This is a genomic window from Lacibacter sp., from assembly GCF_057361365.1.
Genome location: NZ_JBMQSG010000011.1, coordinates 355,396 through 376,329, shown reverse-complemented (window position 1 = coordinate 376,329; position 20,934 = coordinate 355,396). Strand labels below are relative to the sequence as shown.

The 20,934-nt window shown below is 40.5% G+C and carries 24 protein-coding genes; 16 read left to right on the top strand and 8 right to left on the bottom strand.

Annotated features, from left to right (window positions below):
* Positions 1-190 precede the first annotated feature (190 nt).
* Together trhO and ACO1QW_RS11055 are read left to right on the top strand one after the other, a co-directional pair.
* Positions 191-1,225: an oxygen-dependent tRNA uridine(34) hydroxylase TrhO gene (trhO, locus tag ACO1QW_RS11060; RefSeq protein WP_486258475.1), complete on the top strand. Its 1,035-nt coding sequence runs from the start codon at positions 191-193 to the stop codon at positions 1,223-1,225.
* A gap of 48 nt (positions 1,226-1,273) precedes the next feature.
* Positions 1,274-2,053, top strand: coding sequence for a M90 family metallopeptidase (locus ACO1QW_RS11055; RefSeq protein WP_486258472.1), 780 nt, complete (start codon positions 1,274-1,276; stop codon positions 2,051-2,053).
* 59 nt (positions 2,054-2,112) lie between these two features.
* On the opposite strand, the gene ACO1QW_RS11050 is transcribed toward ACO1QW_RS11055, so the two are convergent.
* Both ACO1QW_RS11050 and ACO1QW_RS11045 read right to left on the bottom strand, forming a co-directional pair.
* Complete coding sequence (locus ACO1QW_RS11050) at positions 2,113-2,424, bottom strand: RNA recognition motif domain-containing protein (protein WP_486258471.1); 312 nt, start codon at positions 2,422-2,424, stop codon at positions 2,113-2,115.
* 273 nt (positions 2,425-2,697) lie between these two features.
* The gene (locus ACO1QW_RS11045) at positions 2,698-2,946 is read right to left on the bottom strand and encodes a hypothetical protein (protein WP_486258469.1); all 249 of its coding nucleotides are present in this window, start codon (positions 2,944-2,946) and stop codon (positions 2,698-2,700) included.
* 370 nt (positions 2,947-3,316) lie between these two features.
* Here ACO1QW_RS11045 and ACO1QW_RS11040 point away from each other — a divergent pair, with 370 nt between their 5' ends.
* The 9 genes from ACO1QW_RS11040 to ACO1QW_RS11000 all read left to right on the top strand — a co-directional run bounded on the left by ACO1QW_RS11040 (position 3,317) and on the right by ACO1QW_RS11000 (position 9,552).
* Complete coding sequence (locus tag ACO1QW_RS11040) at positions 3,317-4,081, top strand: hypothetical protein (RefSeq protein ID WP_486258467.1); 765 nt, start codon at positions 3,317-3,319, stop codon at positions 4,079-4,081.
* A 46-nt stretch (positions 4,082-4,127) separates the two neighbouring features.
* Positions 4,128-5,564, top strand: a complete 1,437-nt coding sequence (locus ACO1QW_RS11035; protein ID WP_486258466.1) for a family 43 glycosylhydrolase — start codon at positions 4,128-4,130, stop codon at positions 5,562-5,564.
* Between the two features lie 147 nt (positions 5,565-5,711).
* Entirely contained in the window at positions 5,712-6,137 is a 426-nt protein-coding gene (locus ACO1QW_RS11030; protein ID WP_486258464.1) for a hypothetical protein, read from the top strand.
* Positions 6,137-6,448 (top strand): NAD(+)--rifampin ADP-ribosyltransferase, encoded by a 312-nt coding sequence (arr, locus tag ACO1QW_RS11025; protein ID WP_486258462.1) that lies wholly within the window; start codon positions 6,137-6,139, stop codon positions 6,446-6,448. The genes ACO1QW_RS11030 and arr overlap by 1 nt, the downstream gene beginning before the upstream one ends.
* A 16-nt stretch (positions 6,449-6,464) precedes the next feature.
* Positions 6,465-6,734 carry a VOC family protein gene (locus tag ACO1QW_RS11020; RefSeq protein ID WP_486258460.1) on the top strand — a complete coding sequence of 90 codons (270 nt, stop codon included), beginning with the start codon at positions 6,465-6,467 and terminating at the stop codon, positions 6,732-6,734.
* 58 nt (positions 6,735-6,792) lie between these two features.
* A complete protein-coding gene (locus ACO1QW_RS11015; RefSeq protein WP_486258458.1) occupies positions 6,793-7,305 on the top strand; it encodes an RDD family protein in 513 nt (170 codons plus the stop codon).
* A gap of 29 nt (positions 7,306-7,334) precedes the next feature.
* Complete coding sequence (locus ACO1QW_RS11010) at positions 7,335-7,961, top strand: hypothetical protein (RefSeq protein ID WP_486258456.1); 627 nt, start codon at positions 7,335-7,337, stop codon at positions 7,959-7,961.
* A gap of 30 nt (positions 7,962-7,991) precedes the next feature.
* Positions 7,992-9,086 carry a Gfo/Idh/MocA family protein gene (locus tag ACO1QW_RS11005; protein ID WP_486258455.1) on the top strand — a complete coding sequence of 365 codons (1,095 nt, stop codon included), beginning with the start codon at positions 7,992-7,994 and terminating at the stop codon, positions 9,084-9,086.
* Positions 9,087-9,138: 52 nt separating this feature from the next.
* Positions 9,139-9,552, top strand: coding sequence for a hypothetical protein (locus tag ACO1QW_RS11000; protein ID WP_486258453.1), 414 nt, complete (start codon positions 9,139-9,141; stop codon positions 9,550-9,552).
* Positions 9,553-9,577: 25 nt separating this feature from the next.
* Here the strand turns inward: ACO1QW_RS11000 and ACO1QW_RS10995 are convergent, their stop codons facing one another.
* The 6 genes from ACO1QW_RS10995 to ACO1QW_RS10970 all read right to left on the bottom strand — a co-directional run bounded on the left by ACO1QW_RS10995 (position 9,578) and on the right by ACO1QW_RS10970 (position 14,284).
* Complete coding sequence (locus tag ACO1QW_RS10995; RefSeq protein ID WP_486258452.1) at positions 9,578-10,528, bottom strand: pyridoxal-phosphate dependent enzyme; 951 nt, start codon at positions 10,526-10,528, stop codon at positions 9,578-9,580.
* Positions 10,529-10,530: 2 nt separating this feature from the next.
* Entirely contained in the window at positions 10,531-10,911 is a 381-nt protein-coding gene (locus ACO1QW_RS10990; RefSeq protein ID WP_486258450.1) for a RidA family protein, read from the bottom strand.
* An 8-nt stretch (positions 10,912-10,919) separates the two neighbouring features.
* Positions 10,920-12,026, bottom strand: coding sequence for a lactonase family protein (locus tag ACO1QW_RS10985; protein ID WP_486258448.1), 1,107 nt, complete (start codon positions 12,024-12,026; stop codon positions 10,920-10,922).
* Positions 12,027-12,070: 44 nt separating this feature from the next.
* Positions 12,071-12,700: a hypothetical protein gene (locus ACO1QW_RS10980; RefSeq protein WP_486258446.1), complete on the bottom strand. Its 630-nt coding sequence runs from the start codon at positions 12,698-12,700 to the stop codon at positions 12,071-12,073.
* Between the two features lie 150 nt (positions 12,701-12,850).
* A complete protein-coding gene (locus ACO1QW_RS10975; RefSeq protein WP_486258444.1) occupies positions 12,851-13,288 on the bottom strand; it encodes an ABA4-like family protein in 438 nt (145 codons plus the stop codon).
* 66 nt (positions 13,289-13,354) lie between these two features.
* Positions 13,355-14,284 (bottom strand): phosphoribosylaminoimidazolesuccinocarboxamide synthase, encoded by a 930-nt coding sequence (locus ACO1QW_RS10970; RefSeq protein ID WP_486258442.1) that lies wholly within the window; start codon positions 14,282-14,284, stop codon positions 13,355-13,357.
* 144 nt (positions 14,285-14,428) lie between these two features.
* Between ACO1QW_RS10970 and ACO1QW_RS10965 the strand changes: the two genes are divergently transcribed.
* Genes ACO1QW_RS10965 through ACO1QW_RS10945 form a run of 5 tightly spaced genes read left to right on the top strand, consistent with a single transcriptional unit; the run spans position 14,429 to position 20,909 of the window.
* Positions 14,429-17,128, top strand: coding sequence for a TonB-dependent receptor (locus tag ACO1QW_RS10965; RefSeq protein ID WP_486258441.1), 2,700 nt, complete (start codon positions 14,429-14,431; stop codon positions 17,126-17,128).
* A 22-nt stretch (positions 17,129-17,150) separates the two neighbouring features.
* The gene (locus ACO1QW_RS10960) at positions 17,151-18,356 is read left to right on the top strand and encodes a fasciclin domain-containing protein (RefSeq protein WP_486258439.1); all 1,206 of its coding nucleotides are present in this window, start codon (positions 17,151-17,153) and stop codon (positions 18,354-18,356) included.
* A gap of 23 nt (positions 18,357-18,379) precedes the next feature.
* Positions 18,380-19,645 (top strand): putative sugar nucleotidyl transferase, encoded by a 1,266-nt coding sequence (locus ACO1QW_RS10955; RefSeq protein ID WP_486258437.1) that lies wholly within the window; start codon positions 18,380-18,382, stop codon positions 19,643-19,645.
* Between the two features lie 25 nt (positions 19,646-19,670).
* Positions 19,671-20,432 (top strand): triose-phosphate isomerase, encoded by a 762-nt coding sequence (gene tpiA / locus ACO1QW_RS10950; protein WP_486258435.1) that lies wholly within the window; start codon positions 19,671-19,673, stop codon positions 20,430-20,432.
* Between the two features lie 6 nt (positions 20,433-20,438).
* Positions 20,439-20,909 carry a hemerythrin domain-containing protein gene (locus ACO1QW_RS10945; RefSeq protein WP_486258433.1) on the top strand — a complete coding sequence of 157 codons (471 nt, stop codon included), beginning with the start codon at positions 20,439-20,441 and terminating at the stop codon, positions 20,907-20,909.
* Positions 20,910-20,934: the final 25 nt, after the last annotated feature.

The following is a 20,934-nucleotide window of genomic DNA, read 5'->3' as shown; positions in this document are numbered from 1 at the left end:
AGTTGTGAATTGTGAGTTGGAAATTGTTTTACCCCTTATACCTTTTGCCTTTTGCCAATTGCCCTTTGTTTCTTGTGCCTTTCTTTTTTATCTTTACCGCCAGAATTTGGTTCAGCCTGCAACTGTCCAATTGATTATTAATTACCAGGAGCATCATTTTATCAATGTCATCCCGGTTCAAATTCAAACAATGGCCGCATTACACAATCGTATCTCCCGCAAGGAGCTTAAGGAGCGTATCATTAACGATGCTACAGCCCGCACTACCATTTCCTTTTATTGTTATTTTAAAATTGAAGAGCCCAAGACTTTTCGTGACCAGCTGTACAAAGATTTTACAGCGATAGGCGTGTTGGGTCGCATTTACCTTGCCCATGAAGGTATTAATGCACAGATCAGTTTGCCCACAGCAAATATGGATTCATTCCGGAATTATTTATACGCAATAGAACCTTTGAATGGATTGCGATTGAATGTTGCCGTGGATGATGATGGTAAAAGTTTTTATGTATTAGATATTAAAGTGCGAAACAAGATTGTTGCTGATGGTATTGATGATCCTGCATTCGATATGGCCAACAAAGGCAAATATGTAAATGCAGAACAGTTCAATCAACTCACCAATGATCCAAATACCGTAGTGATCGATATGCGTAATCATTACGAATTTGAAGTGGGACATTTTGAAAAAGCCATTGAAATTCCCAGTGATACTTTCCGGGAACAATTGCCGATGGCTGCAGATATGATGAATGAAGATAAAGAGAAGAACATCATCATGTATTGCACCGGCGGTATACGTTGTGAAAAAGCGAGTGCATACATGCTGCATAAAGGATTTAAGAATGTGTTTCATCTCGAAGGCGGCATCATCAACTATGTAAACCAGGTAAAAGAAAACGGACTCGATAATAAATTTCATGGAAAGAATTTCGTCTTCGATCAACGTTTGGGTGAACGTGTAACAGAAGAGATCATTGCTCATTGCCATCAATGCGGTAAACCTGCCGATACACATGTGAACTGTGTGAACGATGCCTGTCATCTGCTATTCATTCAATGCGATGAGTGCAAAGAAAAAATGGAAGGCACTTGTAGCAAAGAATGCTTCGATTTTATTCACCTCCCCGAAGAAGAACAAAAACGTTTACGAAGTGGTATTGATAAGGGTCGAAATGTGTTTAATAAAGCAAAGTCGAGATTGAAGGATTTGAAAGTGGAGTAGTGATTTTTTGATTCTTGCATCTAAAGGAAAGAATTCTATCTTCATCTAATGGTCGTTGTATTCCAGATAATCACCGTATTGTTGCTGCTTGTGCTCATCATTCTTATTGCAATGCGGATAAGAAGAACAAAGTTTCAAAGTCAGCTGCCGGATAATTATAAAGAGTTGCTGGCCGACTATGTAAAATTCTATCAGCATTTAGATGAAGAAGGTAAAGTAATGTTCGAGAAAAGGGTAGAGCAGTTTTTAGCTGCAGTAAGAATTACCGGCGTTAATGCTGAGGTGGAAGATCTCGACAGGATTTTAATTGCAGCTGCCGCTATCATTCCCGTGTATTCCATTCCTGATTGGCAATATATTAACCTGCACGAAGTATTATTATACCCCGGTACATTTAATAACGAGTTTGATCAACATGGCGATGACCGAAACATTGCAGGCATGGTGGGCACAGGTGCTTTGCAAAATGTAATGGTGATCACGAAATGGCAAATGAGGCAGGGCTTTATCAATCAGAATAATGCACACAATACCGCCATACATGAGTTTGTGCATTTGGTTGATAAAATGGATGGCACTGTGGATGGGGTGCCGGAAATTATTTTAGAAAGGAAGTATACGGGTAAATGGAAGAACCTGATGGAATCCACTATTCAGCAAATGAAAACATACGGGTCGGATATCGATATGTATGGCGCAACCAACACAGCTGAGTTTTTTGCAGTGATCTCCGAATATTATTTTGAGCAACCGGAATTATTGCAGCTCCGTCATCCGGATTTGTTTGAGATGCTTGCACTAATCTATCGATCCGCCAAACATCGGTAAGCTATAAACAATAAAGCCTCACAATTGTGAGGCTTTATTGTTGAAAGGCATATAATAAATTAATACCTGTTTCTGTTGTAACCGCCGCCGCCGTTATTGAAGCCGCCGCCGCTGCGTGCAGGACGATCTTCTTTTGGCTTAGCTTCTACTACTTTAATAGCACGACCTTCAACAGTTGCGCCATCAAGTTCAGCGATTGCTTTTTTAGAAGCAGCATCATCACTCATTTCAACAAAACCGAAACCACGTGAGCGGCCAGTTTCTCTGTCGTTAATGATTTTAGCTGAAGTTACTTCTCCGTAAGGAGTAAAAAATTCTCTTAAGTCTTCATCTTGTACGTTGAAGCTCAAGTTTGAAACATAAATGTTCATGTTCTTGAAAAAATTAAAATTGAAAATGCTTGAGGCACAAGAAGTAAAAAACTAACTAAGATGCAGATTACTGAGCAGACTAATTAACTATACTGATGCGAGACTCAAATTAACCCTGCAAAGATAGGGGTTCTTTGCATTAGAAGTATTAAATCTTTCACTTATCTCCATATCATTTACTGTTTGCAGTAATATAACTGCAACGTACCAGTTCCTGAAACGTAAACTAACTGCCGCAGGCTAAGCCTGTTACAACCTAACCTGCAGCAATTGTTAATTTAATAAATGCCGCAATGAAATTTCTTTCAAATAAGGTTCCAGCGGGGCAGTGCCATCAAACACACGGTATTCGGTAACCGCTTTGTTGGTGTAACTGCACCAGGTTTCCACATAATAACGATCGAGCTGAAACAGGAAGATCATACAACTGCTTTGTTTACGCTTGGCAATTAATACGCCCCTGTGTAAAACAGTGTGTTGCTTTTCCACTTCATTTAACAGAATAAATTCAGAAAGCTTCATCGTACAATTGTTTAAAAGTGTGAACTGATAAATACAATACTGACGCTAACGATGCTAAACTGATAACCTGACTAAACTGAATGTAATACTGATGCTGAACTGAGCACTTACCGGCAACATTGTAACAAGAATCTGTGAGGCAGTTGCTTGCCGGCTTTATTTAAGACATGGTGAAGATAAGGAATCTGGAAAACAAAAGGCAAAAAACACCATACAAGGTTTAAGATGCAAGGCAAAAACTAAGATGCAATAAACAGGATTGTTCATAATTATTCGCCGGTTTTTGTTGTACATAAACTACTATTTCGTTTTGTAGGTTTGTTTCATATCATCAATTTCAAAAACAACCATCAATAACCAGAAATCTGCTATGAACAGAAAATACACACGCTTGTTGCCAGCTAAGGTTTTGTTCTTTGTATTCTTATCCCAGGTAGCTGCCATTGCTGCTCTTGCCCAGGCGCCTGCGCCGGGACCACGGCCGGCACCATCACTGCCACCAATTCCTCCTAAAGGCGACACCACGCATACTCTTTCCAAACATTTTAGTGTTGCTTCTGCTGCAAAGAAAACTCCGAACGGCAAAGGATTTATTCAACGTTGGCTTGTGCTTGAACCTGTGCGGAAAGACATTGCCCGCAATAATATTTTCACCGACAACTATCTCAGGACAACTTTTTCAGCCGATAATTTTTCCAGCGATTACAATACTGTTCCGAAGCATGGTGACAAGGCAAAAGTGGGAAACCAGGAATTGCAATGGCATGCACTGGAAAGTAAAACATTCAACTTTAATTTATACCATTTCACATACGCCATTAACAAACCGCCATATGGTATACTTGTTTGGCTCGTTACCGTTATCGATAGCCCTGAAGAAATGAAAAATGTACGGATGACTGCGGGATGTAATTCAGGAAGCATATGGTGGTTGAACGGACAGGAAGCGCTTTTGCTATCAGGCGACAGAGATATGATTGTTGATAATGTCACCTCTTCACGTTTAACACTTAAAAAAGGAAAGAACATTATACGTGGTGCAGTAATAAACGGACCGGGCATGGCTAACTTCTGCGTTCGCTTTGTAGATGAAAAAGGAGCACCCATCAAAAACTTCAACATCAGTTACCAATAATATTTACCGCTTGTTTAAAGCGATCAATTATTCTGAAATCATCAATATGAAACGAATGAAAATAACGATAACTGCATTGTGGGCAGTAATGACACAAATAGCAATAGCACAGGTTGGAAAACCATTTATTCATGATCCGTCAACCATTGTTGAATGCGAAGGAAAGTACTACACGTTTGGTACCGGCGGTGGCGGATTAATATCAGCTGATGGTTTGACATGGTATGGCGGTGCTGTGAGGCCCGGTGGTGGAGCTGCTCCCGATGCCATCAAAATCGGCGACCGCTACCTCGTAATATATGGAGCCACAGGTGGTGCAAGTAATCATAAAGGTGCTATTCTTACTATGTGGAATAAAACACTGGATCCAACATCACCCGACTTTAAATATTCTGAACCAATTGTAGTTGCTACTTCCGACGGTTATGAAGAAAATGATGCCATCGATCCCGGTGTAATGTTAGATCCAACTACAGGACGTCTTTGGCTTACATACGGAACTTACTTTGGCTTCACTCGTCTTATTGAACTGGATCCAAAAACAGGGAAACTCAAAGAGGGAAATAAACCGGTTGATGTAGCAATTGTTTGTGAAGCCTCCACATTAATGTATCGTGATGGTTGGTATTACCTGCTTGCCACGCATGGCAGTTGTTGCGATGGTGCCAATTCAACTTATAACGTAGTGGTGGGTCGTTCAAAACAAATAACAGGGCCTTACCTCGATAACGTGGGAAGAAGTATGCTGGAAGGCGGCGGCAAAATGGTTGTTGCCACACGTGGAGGATTAATAGGCCCCGGGCATTTCGGACATATCAATCTGGAGAAAGGAGTGGAGAAAATGTCCTTGCACTACGAAGCAGATCTTGAGCAGGGTGGTCGCAGTGTATTAGGAATTCTTCCATTGGTCTGGAAAGATGGTTGGCCCGTGGCCGGAGAGAAGTTTAAAGAAGGTACTTATGAAATTGAATCGGTGCGGAGAGGATATGCTTTAGAGCTGGCTGTTGATTTTACAAGAATGCCGGGTGGCCCACGTGGCTTTGGCCAGCCCAACAATGAACCAATAAAACCTGTTGCGCCCCAGGCACTGGCCGATGTAATAAAAAACTGGCCAACAGGAAATATCAATTTGAGAATAGGCGATTACATGAGTCGCCCTCACCAGCAATGGACCATTACAGATGCTCCTGATACAACAGGATATTTAGGCGCACCTTATTATAAAATTGTATTGGCAGGAACAGAGCGCACATTAGCTGCAACAGCCGATGGAGAAGTAATAACAGTACCTGCATTTACCGGCGCTCCTGAACAGTTATGGCGCATCGATCAGTTGACTGATGGCACTTACCGGATAATACCAAAGATAGTTCCCAATTCAGGAAAAAAGTTAGCACTGGTATCGTCAGGCGATAGTACACCAACACTTGCCGAATTTGATTTCACGAGTGATAATTCGAAATGGAACCTTAAGCCATTATAATAACAAGGAGTAAGTGTAAGGCATAAGGCTTAAGGCTTTTTCTAACTTAGAACTTGAGAACTCAGAAATATAGTTGGAACTTTGAATTAGAAATTTTGTGTTCATCGGCACAGTCTTGGCTTGTTTTATTTTACAAAAAGTAAAACAATGAAGATTGAATCAAGCAATTTCAAACGATTAATTGGTACTTGGAATACTCAAGGGAAAATTTATAGTGAAGAGAATACTTTAGTCCTGGCTGGCACCGATAGTTATGAATTTATTCTTAACGGCAATTGTATTTTGCACAAGGCAGAGGTCAAAATGGGTGATGAAGAAGTGGAGACCTTTGAATTAATATTGCTGGATACTTCTCTTGAAAAGGTGGCGATGCACTATTACAATTCAAAAGGGGAGACTGGAGCAATGAAAGGTACCCTGGAAGAAAATGAATTCAATATTGAAAATGAATCACTGAAATTTGACGGCCGCATTAACGAAGAGAATTCAGAACTTGTTGGTAAGTGGTACCGGATAGCAGACGACGGCAGATGGGTAGTGTTTATTGATCTGAAACTTACAAAGCAATTATAATGGAAAACAACAGCAGCCAAAGCCAATCAACAAATGCTGCAGCTTTTGCCTTTATACAAACATACTTCCACGGCACAAAAGCTGATCTTAAATCTGGTGACTTAATTCAAACAGGAATTAAGTCAAATTACGGACAGAGAAAGGACGCAAAATATATTTATCTCTCTGCAACACTTGATGCAGCAGTGTGGGGTGCTGAGCTCGCCGAAAGCGACGCACCCGGAAGAGTTTATGTTGTAGAGCCAACCGGATACATTGAAGACGATCCTAATTTAACCGATAAGAAATTTCCAGGGCCCAACGGAGGATGATATTTTCTTCGGCATTGTGCAGCGTGGTGCTGCCATGATCATGATAAAAGATATTGGAGTTGATCCCGTGCCCAACTACACAAGAGATATTCAAAAGGGTATTGCCCGTTGGGATGCTTACCTGCATGTGCCGGACCCGGATGCATTGGCGCAGGAATTTCAACAACGTAACGTTGAGTTTTTTACTCCACTTAATAGTAACGATGATGGTTTGCGTGGTTTTGAAGTAAAAGACGCTGACGGATACCTGTTGTATTTCGGTTGTCCTCAAAAACAAGTGGATTAATAATTTCAGGTAAGAATCATGTAACAAACTTATCGGCAAGCTTTTCTTATTTTCGATTATGAGTGCTTCTAAATATCATACCGGTCTCAGGCGCCTGGCTGCTGCTATAATCGACAGTATTATTTTTACTCCCTTGCTGTTTGCTGATCTATGGGTGTTAAATCAAACAGATAATGTGTGGATCGTTTTTGCGTGGACGGTTTTCAATGCTTCGCTTTATTATTTGTACAGTATTTTTTTTCATTACAGGTTTGGCAGAACAGTAGGTAAGTGGATCGTAGGAATAAAAGTGGTCGACTTGAGCGAAACAAGGTTGCTGAGTTTAAAACAATCTTTCCTTCGTGATTCGTTGTATGTAATTCTGCAGGTACTTGGTTTTATTTATTTTCTATATCGTGTAGCCCAAACCGGCGATATTGACATTATCATTATGGACTATCGCAATTTTATCGACTATAGTTTTTTAAGTTGGATGGCCATAGAATTGCTCTCCATGTTAATGAATGAAAAACGAAGAGCTATTCATGATTTGCTGGCGGGCTCGGTTGTTATTGTTACCCGGGGTTCTTAATTTAACGATCCATATATAAAAAACAGAAAATGAGAAACCTGATTGTTGCATTGCTTTGCCTCATTTCATTCAATTCTTATAGCCAGGAAATATCAAAAGAGTTTGATGGACATAAATGGGAAGCACCTTATGATTTGATGATACCAGCAGGATGGACGATTGAACGTTTTCTTGTGCCTATCAGTTTTGCTCCGCAAATAAAATATAAGGGAGTAGAGGATATTCGCTTTGCGCCAGGTTGGGCAAATACAAAAAGCGAAGAGTATTGGACCTATGCTTTTTTATGGTACTTAGATGCACAGCCGCAAACCAATGAAAAAATTATTGCGGATAATTTAAAAGCGTATTACACGGGTTTGATCCAAGTCAATTCTGTTCCGGCGAAAACTTCAAAAGAAAAACCATTGCCCGTAGCAACTTCATTCAAGAAAACAACGACGTTTAAAGACGACGTCGAAACATACACCGGGAAAGTAATGATGCGGGATTATATGCAACGCAAACCAATTGTGCTGAACTGCATTGTTCATTTAAAAGTTTGTGCTGAAGATAATAAAGCTTTTTTGTTTTATGAATTATCGCCCCAGCCTTTTACACATGGCAATTGGAAAAGCCTCGATGAGATGTGGCAAACTTTCAAGTGTCGTAAGAGTTAAATCCTAACTTTATTCTTCAACTCCTTTGCCATGCCACGTATTTATCTTTTCCTTTTGTTCATCTGTTTGCATTTCTCGGTTTATGCTCAACAACCTTTGCGTATTGGAGTTGTTGGTTTAACCCATACACACGTGCACTGGATATTGGGCCGTGCAGAAAGAGGTGACATAAAAATTGTTGGCATTGTAGAAGCGAATAAAGAGCTGGCAGAACGGTATGCCAAACAGCATGGTTATTCAATGAGCATTGTGTTTAACACGATGGAAGAAATGATTGCTGCAACTAAACCTGAAGCAGTTACTGCTTTTGGAACTATCTATGAACATTTAAAAGTTGTTGAAATTGCGGCACCAAAGGGCATTCATGTAATGGTTGAAAAACCTTTGGCAGTAAGCGTTGAACATGCACAGAAAATGGAAGCTCTTGCAAAAAAGCACAATATTCATTTGCTTACGAATTATGAAACAACCTGGTATCCGTCAAACAAAAAGGTAAATGAACTTTTGCAAAATGGAACAGTGGGAAGTCTTCGAAAAGTAGTTGTGCGTGACGGACACAGAGGACCAAAGAAAATCGGAATCAACAAAGAATTTCTTGAATGGTTAACCGATCCTGTGCAAAACGGGGGTGGTGCACTGATCGATTTTGGTTGTTACGGTGCCAACCTTGTCACATGGATGCAGCAGGGCAAGCGACCAAGTTCCGTAACAGCCGTTACGCATCAATTGCAAAAAGAAAATAATCCTTTGGTTGATGATGAAGCAACGATCATTTTAAATTACGATAGTGCGCAAGCCATCATCCAGGCTTCATGGAATTGGCCCATTGGCAGAAAGGATATGGAAGTGTATGGATTAACAGGCGCACTCTACGCCGATAATAGTTCAACAGTCAGGTGGCGAAAAGCAGATGGTTATGATGGATACAAAGAAGAAACGTATCTACTCAAACAAAATGAAACACCTTATGATGATCCGTTTGCATTTTTTACCGCTGTGATAAGGAAGAAGATCATGTTGAAACCATATGATCTTTCATCGCTTGAAAACAATTTGCTTGTGGTTGAAATATTGCAGGCAGCGAGGGAAAGCGCCAAAAGCGGCCGCACTATTCAAATGAAGTAATGATTGTAGGAACTGCTGCCGGTTTTTCTTACCTTGTACAAAATATCAACGTATGAATTGCTATAAACTGTTGCCTGCCTTGGTTTTCCTGTTGCTTTTAACTGCTTGTGGAAATGGTCTTGAAGAAGGCAGTAATAAAACTCAAACAACTACAACTCCGCCTCCTGCTACAATACAACCTGCAACACAACAGACAGCACCTGTTGCTACAACTTCAACTACAAATACAGCGGGTCTAAATCCGGCGCATGGCCAACCGGGTCATCGTTGCGACATACAGGTTGGGGCTCCATTGAACAGTGCACCAGCAGCAACCACAACGGCAACGCCACAACAACCACAAACAATTACATTGCCACCGGCAACAACAACACCAGTTACAACTAATGCAGCAGGAAAGAATCCGCCGCATGGTCAACCCGGCCACCGTTGCGATATTGCCGTGGGAGCTCCATTGCCGAAATAATTTTGGTTTGAAAAGCGGAGGGAGGTTAATTAAACCACTCACTAAATTTTTTAAGATCAACATTGCCGCCGGATACAATAATTCCAATGCGTTTACCTGCAAACAATTCTCTGTTTCTAAGTACTATTGCTAATGTTACTGCACTGCTTGGTTCAACAACAAGTTTCATGCGTTCGTATACCAAACGAAGAGCGGCGATAATTTCTTGATCGCTTGCAGTAAATACATCTGAAACATGTTGTTGAATAACGGGGAATGTTTTGTTGCCGAGTTTAGTTAACAACCCATCAGCAATGGTATTAATATAAGGAGCAGTTTCTATTTGCCCGCTTTTGAAAGAAAGAATTGCATCGGCCGCACCTTCAGGTTCTGCTGCATAAACTTTTGTTGATGGGGAAAAATAATGAGCACTTAACGAAGTGCCGCTTAACAATCCGCCTCCACCAACCGGTGCTGCAATAATATCAAGTGATGGAATTTCTTCAATCAATTCTTTCGCACAAGTTGCCTGTCCCGTCATTACACGTTCATCGTTGTATGGATGAATAAATTCAGCACCTGTTTTGTCAACTATCGCCTGCAATGTTTCTTCTCTTGCCTGTTGATTGTTTTCACAAAAAGTAACTTCTGCACCATAGCCTTTTACCGCATTCACTTTAACCGAAGGAGAATTGTTGGGCATTACGATATATGCTTTTGTACTCAACTCTCTTGCAGCATATGCGATAGCCTGTGCATGATTGCCTGATGAATGCGTTGCAATTCCATTCGCCATTTTTTCTTTTGGTAAACTTAATGCTGCATTCATGCCGCCCCGTATTTTAAATGCTCCGATCTTTTGGAAGTTCTCACATTTAAAAAATAATGTTGCACCTGCCAGTTCATTAATTGTCTTGCAGGTTAATACCGGCGTTTGGTGAATAAATGGTTTTATTCGCTCGTGTGCCTGTTCAATATCTGTTTTGGTAATACTCATTGTTATTGTTCTGCTGTTGCTGCAATACAATCAATTTCAATTCCGCAACCATAGTTGAGCTGATTGCATGGTACTACAATTCGTGCAGGTTTATGTTCACCCATGATCTCGGCAAACACCTGGTTGAATTTTGGCCAGTTGCTGATGTCAGCAATAAACACATTTACTTTCAGAATATGATGTAAACTGCTGCCGCTTGCTTTCAGAATTGTTTCAATGTTTTTCATGCATTGTCTCACTTCATCTTCAATACTCCCAATTTGCGGCTCACCATTTTCATTGATCGCTAATTGTCCGCTAACGTATACTGTTCCATTGTGTACAATAGCAGGTGAATAGTAACCTTTTGGTGTTGGCATTGTTTCGGGATAAATCTTTTTCATTTTTTATACTATTTAGTAATGATCCATTTGATACAAACAGGTTTCGATACTTTAATACGCTTCTTGGTATCTTCTAATAAACCAGTCGATTTATCTATCTTGAATATTACGATCTCGTCTGAATCACGATTAGCTACCAGTAAAAAATTTCCTGAAGGATCGAAATTGAAATTGCGTGGATGAATACCAAGGGCCGGTTGAAAGCCTACAGGTTGTATCATCCCTGTTTCCTGATCGATCCTGAAAATAGCAATGGAGTTTGCATCACCACGATTGCTGGCGTAAAGAAAATTTCCGTCAGGTGATACATGAATATCGGCAGAACCATAAGCTCCCTGGTAACTGATAGGATGCGCAGAAGTATTTTGTACCAGCGTCATTTTGCCATCATTATATTTAAATACACTGATGGTTCCCGTCAGTTCTTCAATGAGATAAGCAAAATCTAATTTCGGATGAAAATCAATATGACGGGGACCAGCACCTGCATTCACCTCAACAAAGGGATCTTCTGCTGGCTGAAGGGCTCCACTCCCTGGAGTAACTTTGTAGATCATCACTTTATCGCTGCCCAGGTCGGGCACAAAAAGAAAACGGTAATCGGGTGAAAAAAGTGTTGCATGTACATGTGCTTTCTCCTGCCTGCTGCGGTTTACACTGCTTCCTTTCAATTGAATGATTTGCTTTGGCTGGTTCACCTGTCCATCTTGCCGTACTTCCATTACTGCAAAATTTCCTCCGGCATAATTTCCTGCAACAAGAATATTTCCTTTTTTGTTAATGCTGATGTAGCAAGGATGAGCGCCTGCAGTACTAACCTTGTTCAAAAATTTAAGCGAACCATCCTGTTTATTAAATTGAAATGAACTAACCATTCCTTGTTCGTCATGATTGGCTGCGTACACATATTTGTTATCGGGTGAAACTACAAGATAAGATGGGTTGGATGTTTTAACCGAACTGGCAAGAACAGCATCACCCGTTTGCGAATTGAATTTGTAGGTGTAAATTCCATCGCTGACAGCATCGGTAAACGTACCAACAACCAAATGATATTGTTGAGCTATAGACGACGTGGTTAACAGCATGCAAAGAGGAAGCAACAGTTTACGCATGATAGAAAATTTAGAATGAACAGGTTGCAACAATGTATTTTCTGTCATTTTTGCAACGGCACTAAAGGTAAGGCATTCAATGCCTGGAACAAAAGAGCTGTTACAGCAGCGGCATAAATTAAGCTTAAAAGAATAACCTGTTGTTTATTGCGTGTGACATAAAATCCAAGCAGTGGTAATAATTGCAATGCATGCATTCCGAAAAAATGCGCAATGCGCAGGTCGCCCGATTCTCTGCTCCAGTTTACTACCGGCAATACTTTTACCGTGTCCATTGCGGCGCCTACATTATGACTCAGTCTGGCCGCCATCATTCCGCCTGAAAAAGCAAACACGACGAACAGCACAAGTCCAAAACGAATACCCCAAACATAAGCAGGAGGCAATTGCGGAAAAGATCGCTTCCAGAACAGAAAGGCAACAAAAGCTGTCCACAATGTGATGATAACAATGGCCAGGCCCATTAAATTAAACATGAGGGCGTTGAACGAAGTAGAGATATTGAAATGTGATAATTGTCCTTGTGAAGCACGAAGGGTGATATAGATTAATTCGAATGAAAGAGTGATGATGAGCGTCCAGCTATAGAACAAAGTGTGCAATGGTTGTTTGAGATAATACATAAACCAACCCATGGTACAACTGAAAATAAAAGTAGAGAGAAAAAATTTCATTGGTTTGTACCATGCATTAATGCCCAGCACAACGGTGTTGCTTGCAAAAATCATAACAAGACAAACCATTGCGCCGATAAAACATAGGCAGCTAAATAAATATAATGGGTGGTTTCTTTTTTTTAGTTCGATGAGAAAGTAAATCATAGCTTAATAATTGTCGGCGAAGTATTGTTTAGTGTAAACAAACCGAATGATAAGATAGAGTAACAGTCCAACAGGGCCGAACATAAATGTAAAAAAGAGGCATGGAATGAGCAGCCAATGATTGATGCCGTGTTTCTGTGCATTTTTCTTGATCCAGATGCCCGTCATAAGATCAAACGCCAGGTAGTGCACCCAGCCAGCAGCAACAGCAGTTTTGTTTGTGAAGAGTAGCATTACTCCATCGAGTGTATTGAACTTTTCAATATCTCCGAAAGTAAAACCCTGGAAAATGAGCCATGCATATACAATGGCGAATAGCGTGATGACTACCCCGATCAGCAATTTGTCAACAGAAGGCCAAAAAGGACTTGTGATCAATAAAAGCAACCATGCCAGCAAAGCGATGGTGCTGCATAATTGAAAAATAGAATCGGGGCTCATGCAGGAAGTTTTTTGAAAGATAAAGATTTTCCCGGCTGTTCTTTCGTCCCGTCTATATCAATAAAACTATGCTTTGAGTTCAGCGAGTGAGGTCATAATACGTGACTGCGTTTCTTCATCACTTAATTCTTCAGGCACAAATGGTTTACCAATTACTTTTTCATACAATTCAATATAGCGTTTGCTGATAGTATTGATCCATTCATCGCTCATTTGCGGAACTGTTTGTCCTTCCTTGCCCATGAAATTATTTTCGATCAACCATTCACGCACAAACTCTTTACTTAATTGCTTTTGACGTTCGCCGGTTTGCTGACGTTCTTCAAAACCATCGGCATAAAAATAACGTGATGAATCAGGAGTATGTATTTCATCCATCAGGTAAATGGTTTCACCTATTTTACCAAATTCGTATTTGGTGTCAACAAGAATCAAACCTTGTTTAGCTGCAATTTCTTTTCCACGGTTAAACAGTTGCAATGCATAATTGCTCAACTGCTGCCATTCTACTTCGGTACAAATGCCTTGCTTAATGATTTCAGCTGGAGAAATATCTTCATCGTGACCTGCATCAGCTTTTGTTGAAGGCGTAATGATAGGAGTAGGGAAGTAATCGTTTTCTTTCAAACCATCGGGCATTGCGGCGCCACAAAGTTCTCTTTTTCCCGACGAATAAATTCGCCATGCATGGCCAACAAGATTACCCCGAACGACCATTTCTATTTTAAAAGGAACACAACGTTTGCCGATACTTGCATTAGGAGCTGGCACATCTACCAGCCAGTTGGGGCAAATATCTTCAGTTGCGTGTAACATGTAAGCAGCAATCTGGTTCAAAACCTGTCCTTTATAGGGTATAGGACGTGGCAGAATAACATCGAAAGCGGAGATACGATTACTGGCGATCATTACCAGCCAGTCGGCACCAATACTGTACACATCTCTAACCTTGCCTTTATAGTAGTTTGTTTGATTGGGAAATTGAAACGAATTCATGCGCTAAAGTAAAACGGGCAAACATGTCTGCCAAGTTTTAAACTAAAATTCAAAAGAATCGTTCTTAATTGGTTAGAAAGAAAATTTTTCAATAATACTAACAATCACTATTTTGCTAATTACTTAACCAAAAACGACTTGATTATGCCAAAAAAACTGTCAGTTTTATTACTGCTGTTAACGTCCTGCCTTATTTCCCTTTCTTCTTATGCACAGTCTGTTACCATAAAAGGTAGTGTAAAAGGCACCAGCAACGGAGAAGTGTTGCCAGCTGTTTCAGTAACAGTGAAAGGCACATCCGCCGGCGTTTATACAAATGACAGAGGTGAGTTTAGTATCTCTGTTCCTTCGCTTCCCGTAACGCTTATTATTTCTTCAGTGGGTTTTGAAACGAAGGAAGTAGCTGTTAGTTCTGCATCACAGTCTGTTGATGTAACACTGGCTACAGCGTCTTCGTTGGGGCAGGAGATTGTTGTATCGGCTACGAGGGTGGCAACACGCATTTTAGAATCGCCGGTAACCGTAGAAAGAGTTGGAGCAGTTGCTATTCAAAATGCTCCTGCTGCATCCTATTATGATATCATCGCCAATTTTAAAGGAGTGGATGTACTTGCATCGTCACTCACGTTTAAAACTCCTACCACAAGAGGTTTTCTTGGTAGCGGTAACGTACGTTTTAACCAGATTGTTGATGGCATGGATAACCAGGCACCCGGTCTTAACTTTTCAGTAGGTGGCGTTATTGGTTTATCGGAACTGGATGTTGATAATATGGAATTACTGCCAGGCGCATCATCTGCACTATATGGTCCGGGAGGTATGAATGGAACGTTGCTGATCAACAGCAAAAATCCTTTCAAGTACCAAGGCCTATCGTTCCAGGTGAAACAAGGAATTATGCATACCGACAGAAAGTTCAGAGATCCATCCGGCTACAGCAACTGGACTGTACGCTGGGCACAAAAAGTTTCTGAACGCTTTGCTTATAAAGTTACAGCCGAGTTTGTGCAGGCTAAAGATTGGGTAGCTGCTGACTATCGCAATTATAATAAAGGCACTGGTAAATTCATTGGTGGCGATAGAACCACAAACCCTGATTACAATGGTGTAAACGTGTATGGTGATGAAGTTGCACGTGATATTCGTCCTATCCTTAATAGTATTATCGCTAATGTGCCTCCTGTTGGTACAATGCTGGGGACACTGCCTGCATCAATGCCTGTTTCAAGAACAGGGTATACTGAAAAAGAATTGATTGATCCTAATACTGTAAACTTTAAACTCGGTGGGTCATTAAACTATAAGATCAATAACAATACAGAAGCTATTTTGAGCGGTTTCTGGGGAACTGGTAATACTGTTTATACAGGTAGCGACCGTTATAGTTTGCAGGACTTAAAAATGGGCCAGGCGAAATTTGAGATCAATAACAAGAACTGGTTGGTTCGTGCTTACACAACTCAGGAAAATTCTGGTAACTCATATAATCTTACTGCAACTGTTTCTTATTTTAACGAGTTATGGAAGCCAACTGAAGTTTGGTTGCCTGAATATGTAGCTGGCTATATTACCGGTCGTTCAAATGGTATGAATGATCAACAGGCGCACATCGCCGCAAGAGCATTTGCGGATCAGGGTCGTCCAGTTCCAGGTACAACTCAATTTGCTCAACAATTTAATTTCATTAAAGGCGTGCCAATTGGTAAGCCGGCGGCCGGTGCCAAATATGGTGGTGGTCGTTTCCTCGACAAAACAGATTTGTACGCTGTAGAAGGTCAGTATGATTTTTCTCATCTAACCAATGGCTTTATGGATGTTTTGGTTGGAGCAAACTACAAACGCTATGTACTGAACTCGCAAGGAACATTGTTTGCTGATAGCACTGGTCCTATCGGTATTAACGAAATGGGTGCATATGCTCAGCTTGCAAAAGAGTTGTTTAATGAAAAAGTTCGTTTAACAGTTAGTGGACGTTTTGATAAAAACCAAAATTTTAAAGGACGTTTTACACCCCGTGCCACTGCATTAATTCGTTTGGCACCAAACAACAATCTGCGTTTTTCTTATCAAACAGCTTATCGTTTCCCAAGTACACAAATGCAATGGATCAACTTATTTGTTGGAAATGATTATTGGCTGATTGGTGGTGTTCCTCAATTCAGGGATTATTACAACTTCAACAGTAATCCGGTTTATGCTGTTGAGAACGACATCGTAACTGCAAATAAAGTAACTGTTGTTGATTTAAAACCTGAATCGGTAACCTCTTTCGAATTTGGTTATAAAGGGCTCATTGCTTCTAAACTTTTGATAGATGCATATGGATACTTTGGTAAATACCAGGACTTCCTTACAAGAAGAATGGTTTACCAAACCTCCAGTAGCAGAAAATTCTCAATTCCAGTAAACACTACCAATACTGTTAACAGCTTTGGTTATGGTATCAGTCTCGATTATCGTTTGCCCGCTAACTTTATTGTAGGTGTCAACTTTGCGAGTGATGAATTAACGAATGTGCCCCAGGGCTTCGAATCTGGATTTAATACGCCGAAGTATAAAACAAACATCAAATTAGCGAACACAGGTTTTGGAGCTAAAAAGAATTTTGGATTCAGCCTTGTTTACAAATGGATGAGTGATTATAATTTCGAAAGTGATTTTATTGATGGTAACGTTCCTGCCATTCATACAATGGATGTGCAGTTCACTTACCGGAAAACAGCCAGTAAATTCATTTTCAAACTAGGAGGCAGTAATATTTTCAATGAATATTATGTGCAGGCACCAGGAAATCCTGCGGTGGGCGGTTTATATTATGTAAGCCTTGGTTATAACATCTTTTAATTAAATCACTAAAGAAATTACTATGTTGAATAAAAATTTCAATATATCACGTTTTGCACTGCTTGCCTCTGTTGTTATGGTGCTTGGTGCATGTAACAAATTATATGAACCGGTGCCGTACACGGCATATACCGAGGGCGATGTAGCAAATACATTAGCAAAGAAAATTGCTGCTAATTCAAGTTATTCGGTTTTTAATACGGCACTTGTTCGCACCGGACTTGTTGCAGACTTAGATGTAGCGAATGCAAATTTTACCGTGTTTGCGCCCGATAACACAGCTTTAGCTGCGGCCGGCATTACCTCTACAACAGTTAGTGCTATTCCTTTAGCTCAACTGAGTGCTGTTATTAGTTATCATATTATTCCCAACGAACGCATTACGGCTGCGCAAATACCAACTACATTTCCAAACGTTGAGAAAAAAACGAAACTGAATATTACTGCGGTACCATTTGTTTCAACCATTCCCACAACAAGTATTCCGCTGCGTATGTCCATTTTTCCTTCGAAACGTGGCTCAGTTGCATGGGCAAACAATATTCCTTTGGCAGCAACGGATGTAATAACCGGCTCTAACGGTGTTGTTCATCGTGCAGCTGCCGTTATTGCACCGCCTTCTAGAGTATTGCTTGATACCATTAGCCGTGACCCTGATTTCGCATACCTCGTGGCAGCTATTGTACGTGCAGATTCGGGGTTAGTTACCACTGCGTCTCCAAGCCTGCAGTATGCACTGGCGCAACCGTTTGCTAACCTTACTGTATTTGCACCAACAAACGCAGCTTTCCAGGCCACTCTAACAGGTGCAATAACGCTTGGATTAATTAACATGGGTGTTCCGCCCGCTACCGCTGCAGCTCAGGCAGCAGTATTAGCATCATCGCCAACTGTTTTTTCTAATCCGGCATTATACCCCGTGCTCACTGCTCAAGTAGTGCGTGGAATTGTAGTGTATCACCTTTTAGGTGTAAGAGCATTTTCTGTAAACTTTGGTGCAACGGCAGCTAATTATCCAACGTTATTAAATGCAGCTATTCCGGCTCACCCTGGACTGACCATTTCATCAACGCTGGTTACAAATCTTGGCGTTGGACTTTCTGTTAAAGGGGCTGCAAATGCAACTGCTGCTACAGCAGCAGCTACTTCACCAACTAATCCGTTGGTTGATCGCATTGCAGTGAATGGAAATTTTTTCAAAATAGACCAGGTACTGATGCCTCAATAATTTTTCGCTACTGATAATTAAGAATGAAAACTGCTCCACTTTGGAGCAGTTTTCGTTTATACAAGGGTGGTAAAGATGATTGCTGTATTTTTACAGCTATCCAATTTAACCGGCAGATGCAGATCATTCTTTTTGATACAGAAACAAGGACAGCATTTTACCCGTTTTCACTTGTGAGACCGATATCTGCATTTCGTTGCGGAATTTTTACTGCGCAGGAACGTTGGGCCATTGTTTTACAGAAGAACGTTTTTACTCTTACAGAAGATTATTTAGCAACTGCTTTTCCATTTTCAATTAACCGGGGAGAAGATTTTTTATACATTAACGCATCTGTTGTTTTTTCAAATGAATTGCTGAATGAAGTGCACACACTTCAACCAGAAACTAGTCTACTCAGGAATAATCATCTTGTGGCTGTGAGAACAAAAAACAGGTTATTGTTTCCAATATCAACAGACCAGATAAAGCATTGCAAGCAAGTTAAATTAAATGCAGCGGTTCGTTTTTTATATTATCCCCATGATCTTGTGCTTGCAAACGACCGGCTTATAAGAACAGATTTTGAATTAATACGTTCAAAAAAAATAGCGACAGTTATTTCGTCAACCAATCAACTTATTAATCCCGAAAATATTTTCATTGAAGAAGGTGCGGTAGTAGAGTATTGCACACTTAACGCTTCAGCGGGTCCAATTTATATTGCTAAAGATGCATTACTGATGGAAGGGAGTATGATTCGGGGGCCTTTTGTTGCTTTAGAGAGTGCCGTTGTAAAAATGGGTGCGAAAATATATGGAGCAACAACAGTAGGGAAAAAGTGTACAGTTGGTGGCGAAATCAAGAATGCCATTTTCTTTGACTATTCTAATAAAGCACATGATGGTTATTTAGGCGATGCAATTATCGGGTCGTGGTGTAATATTGGCGCCGGTGCATCTTGTTCTAACGTAAAGAATACTGCAGGCGAAGTGAAGCTTTGGAATCCGTTATTGCATCAGTGGATAAGTGCAGGAACAAAATGTGGTGTGATGTTGGGCGATTATTCAAGAGTTTCGATCAATGCTTCTCTAACAACAGGAATGGTAAGCGGTATTTGCAGTAACATATTAACGACAGGATTATCACCCAAGTTTGTTGCTGATTTTATCTGGAATATTCACACCGGTGAAAAATATTTATTGGAAAAAGCATTGCAGGATATTGAGAACTGGATGCAGATGAAACAACAAAGTTTAACTAACAACGATAAGCAGATACTGGAATATATTTACGCCCTACAAAAATAAACTACGAATAAAAAACAACTAGATTATGAGACAGCAAGTAGCAGCAGCAAACTGGAAAATGAATTTAACTTATCAACAGGCCGAAGAATTAATTAATGGTATCATTCACACCCCATTTGAATTAGGAAAAGACCAACGTGCAGTATTTGCAGTTCCGTTTCCTTACCTGACAATGGTGGTTGATAAGTTGAAAGACAAGATCAATACAGGAGTGGCTGCACAAAATGCTTATACAAAAACATCAGGTGCCTATACAGGTGAAACTTCTGTTGACATGTTAAAGTCGATCAATGTGGGTTATGTGGTATTGGGACATAGTGAACGTCGTGAGTATTTCAACGAAAGCAATCAGATGCTGGCAGAAAAAGTGAACACCGCTTTGGCAGCAGGCATTACTCCAATTTTTTGTTGTGGTGAAGCGTTGGATATTCGTGAAGCAGGTACACAAAACGATTATGTAGGTAATCAACTGAAAGAAAGTTTGTTTCATTTAAGCGCCGATGAGTTAAAGAAAATCATCATTGCATATGAACCAATCTGGGCCATTGGTACAGGTAAAACAGCAACATCTGAACAGGCACAGGAAATGCATGCTCACTTGCGTAGCGTTTTAGCCGCACAATACGGAACAGAAGTTGCCAATGAGATTTCCATTTTATATGGCGGCAGTGTAAAAGGATCGAATGCAAAAGAAATTTTCGGTCAGCCCGATGTTGATGGCGGCCTTGTTGGCGGGGCCTCTTTAAAAGCCGATGAATTTGTTCAGATCATTCAGTCATTAAAATAAAATGGTATGAAGCGTGATGAACAGTTGCAACCACTTTCGCATCAACATCACAACGGGTTAATGGCTGCATTACTTCTGAAGAAGGGAGTAGATAAACAAGCCGATCCAGCGGTGATGAACGACTTTATTGTATCTGTTTGGAATGGTGAACTAAGAAATCATTTTATTAAAGAAGAGGTGTATCTGCATCCGCATGTATTGCAGATACCTTCTTTGATGGAGAAATACGAGCAGATGAAGAATGAGCATCACCAGATTCGTCGTGTTGTTGATGCAATACGTAGCGGCGATGCAGATGCAGCGCTGATTACCGAATTTCATACCCTTCTTGAGAAGCACATACGTTTTGAAGAACGTGACCTGTTCCCGTTTATTCAGGACAATATTCAACCGGAGCAGCTAAACGACCTTGGCAAAAATTTGCATGATCTTGAAAGCAAAGCTTGTTCTGATTACCCGGTAAAATTCTGGGAATAATGGTTTGATCATTTTTAAAACACCG

Excerpts from the sequence above, each read along its gene's own strand:
- trhO (WP_486258475.1), top strand. The coding sequence starts at position 191 with ATGGCCGCATTACACAATCGTATCTCCCGCAAGGAGCTTAAGGAGCGT.
- ACO1QW_RS11055 (WP_486258472.1), top strand. The coding sequence starts at position 1,274 with ATGGTCGTTGTATTCCAGATAATCACCGTATTGTTGCTGCTTGTGCTC.
- ACO1QW_RS11050 (WP_486258471.1), bottom strand. The coding sequence starts at position 2,424 with ATGAACATTTATGTTTCAAACTTGAGCTTCAACGTACAAGATGAAGAC.
- ACO1QW_RS11045 (WP_486258469.1), bottom strand. The coding sequence starts at position 2,946 with ATGAAGCTTTCTGAATTTATTCTGTTAAATGAAGTGGAAAAGCAACAC.
- ACO1QW_RS11040 (WP_486258467.1), top strand. The coding sequence starts at position 3,317 with ATGAACAGAAAATACACACGCTTGTTGCCAGCTAAGGTTTTGTTCTTT.
- ACO1QW_RS11035 (WP_486258466.1), top strand. The coding sequence starts at position 4,128 with ATGAAACGAATGAAAATAACGATAACTGCATTGTGGGCAGTAATGACA.
- ACO1QW_RS11030 (WP_486258464.1), top strand. The coding sequence starts at position 5,712 with ATGAAGATTGAATCAAGCAATTTCAAACGATTAATTGGTACTTGGAAT.
- arr (WP_486258462.1), top strand. The coding sequence starts at position 6,137 with ATGGAAAACAACAGCAGCCAAAGCCAATCAACAAATGCTGCAGCTTTT.
- ACO1QW_RS11015 (WP_486258458.1), top strand. The coding sequence starts at position 6,793 with ATGAGTGCTTCTAAATATCATACCGGTCTCAGGCGCCTGGCTGCTGCT.
- ACO1QW_RS11010 (WP_486258456.1), top strand. The coding sequence starts at position 7,335 with ATGAGAAACCTGATTGTTGCATTGCTTTGCCTCATTTCATTCAATTCT.
- ACO1QW_RS11005 (WP_486258455.1), top strand. The coding sequence starts at position 7,992 with ATGCCACGTATTTATCTTTTCCTTTTGTTCATCTGTTTGCATTTCTCG.
- ACO1QW_RS11000 (WP_486258453.1), top strand. The coding sequence starts at position 9,139 with ATGAATTGCTATAAACTGTTGCCTGCCTTGGTTTTCCTGTTGCTTTTA.
- ACO1QW_RS10995 (WP_486258452.1), bottom strand. The coding sequence starts at position 10,528 with ATGAGTATTACCAAAACAGATATTGAACAGGCACACGAGCGAATAAAA.
- ACO1QW_RS10990 (WP_486258450.1), bottom strand. The coding sequence starts at position 10,911 with ATGAAAAAGATTTATCCCGAAACAATGCCAACACCAAAAGGTTACTAT.
- ACO1QW_RS10985 (WP_486258448.1), bottom strand. The coding sequence starts at position 12,026 with ATGCGTAAACTGTTGCTTCCTCTTTGCATGCTGTTAACCACGTCGTCT.
- ACO1QW_RS10980 (WP_486258446.1), bottom strand. The coding sequence starts at position 12,700 with ATGAAATTTTTTCTCTCTACTTTTATTTTCAGTTGTACCATGGGTTGG.
- ACO1QW_RS10975 (WP_486258444.1), bottom strand. The coding sequence starts at position 13,288 with ATGAGCCCCGATTCTATTTTTCAATTATGCAGCACCATCGCTTTGCTG.
- ACO1QW_RS10970 (WP_486258442.1), bottom strand. The coding sequence starts at position 14,284 with ATGAATTCGTTTCAATTTCCCAATCAAACAAACTACTATAAAGGCAAG.
- ACO1QW_RS10965 (WP_486258441.1), top strand. The coding sequence starts at position 14,429 with ATGCCAAAAAAACTGTCAGTTTTATTACTGCTGTTAACGTCCTGCCTT.
- ACO1QW_RS10960 (WP_486258439.1), top strand. The coding sequence starts at position 17,151 with ATGTTGAATAAAAATTTCAATATATCACGTTTTGCACTGCTTGCCTCT.
- ACO1QW_RS10955 (WP_486258437.1), top strand. The coding sequence starts at position 18,380 with ATGAAAACTGCTCCACTTTGGAGCAGTTTTCGTTTATACAAGGGTGGT.
- tpiA (WP_486258435.1), top strand. The coding sequence starts at position 19,671 with ATGAGACAGCAAGTAGCAGCAGCAAACTGGAAAATGAATTTAACTTAT.
- ACO1QW_RS10945 (WP_486258433.1), top strand. The coding sequence starts at position 20,439 with ATGAAGCGTGATGAACAGTTGCAACCACTTTCGCATCAACATCACAAC.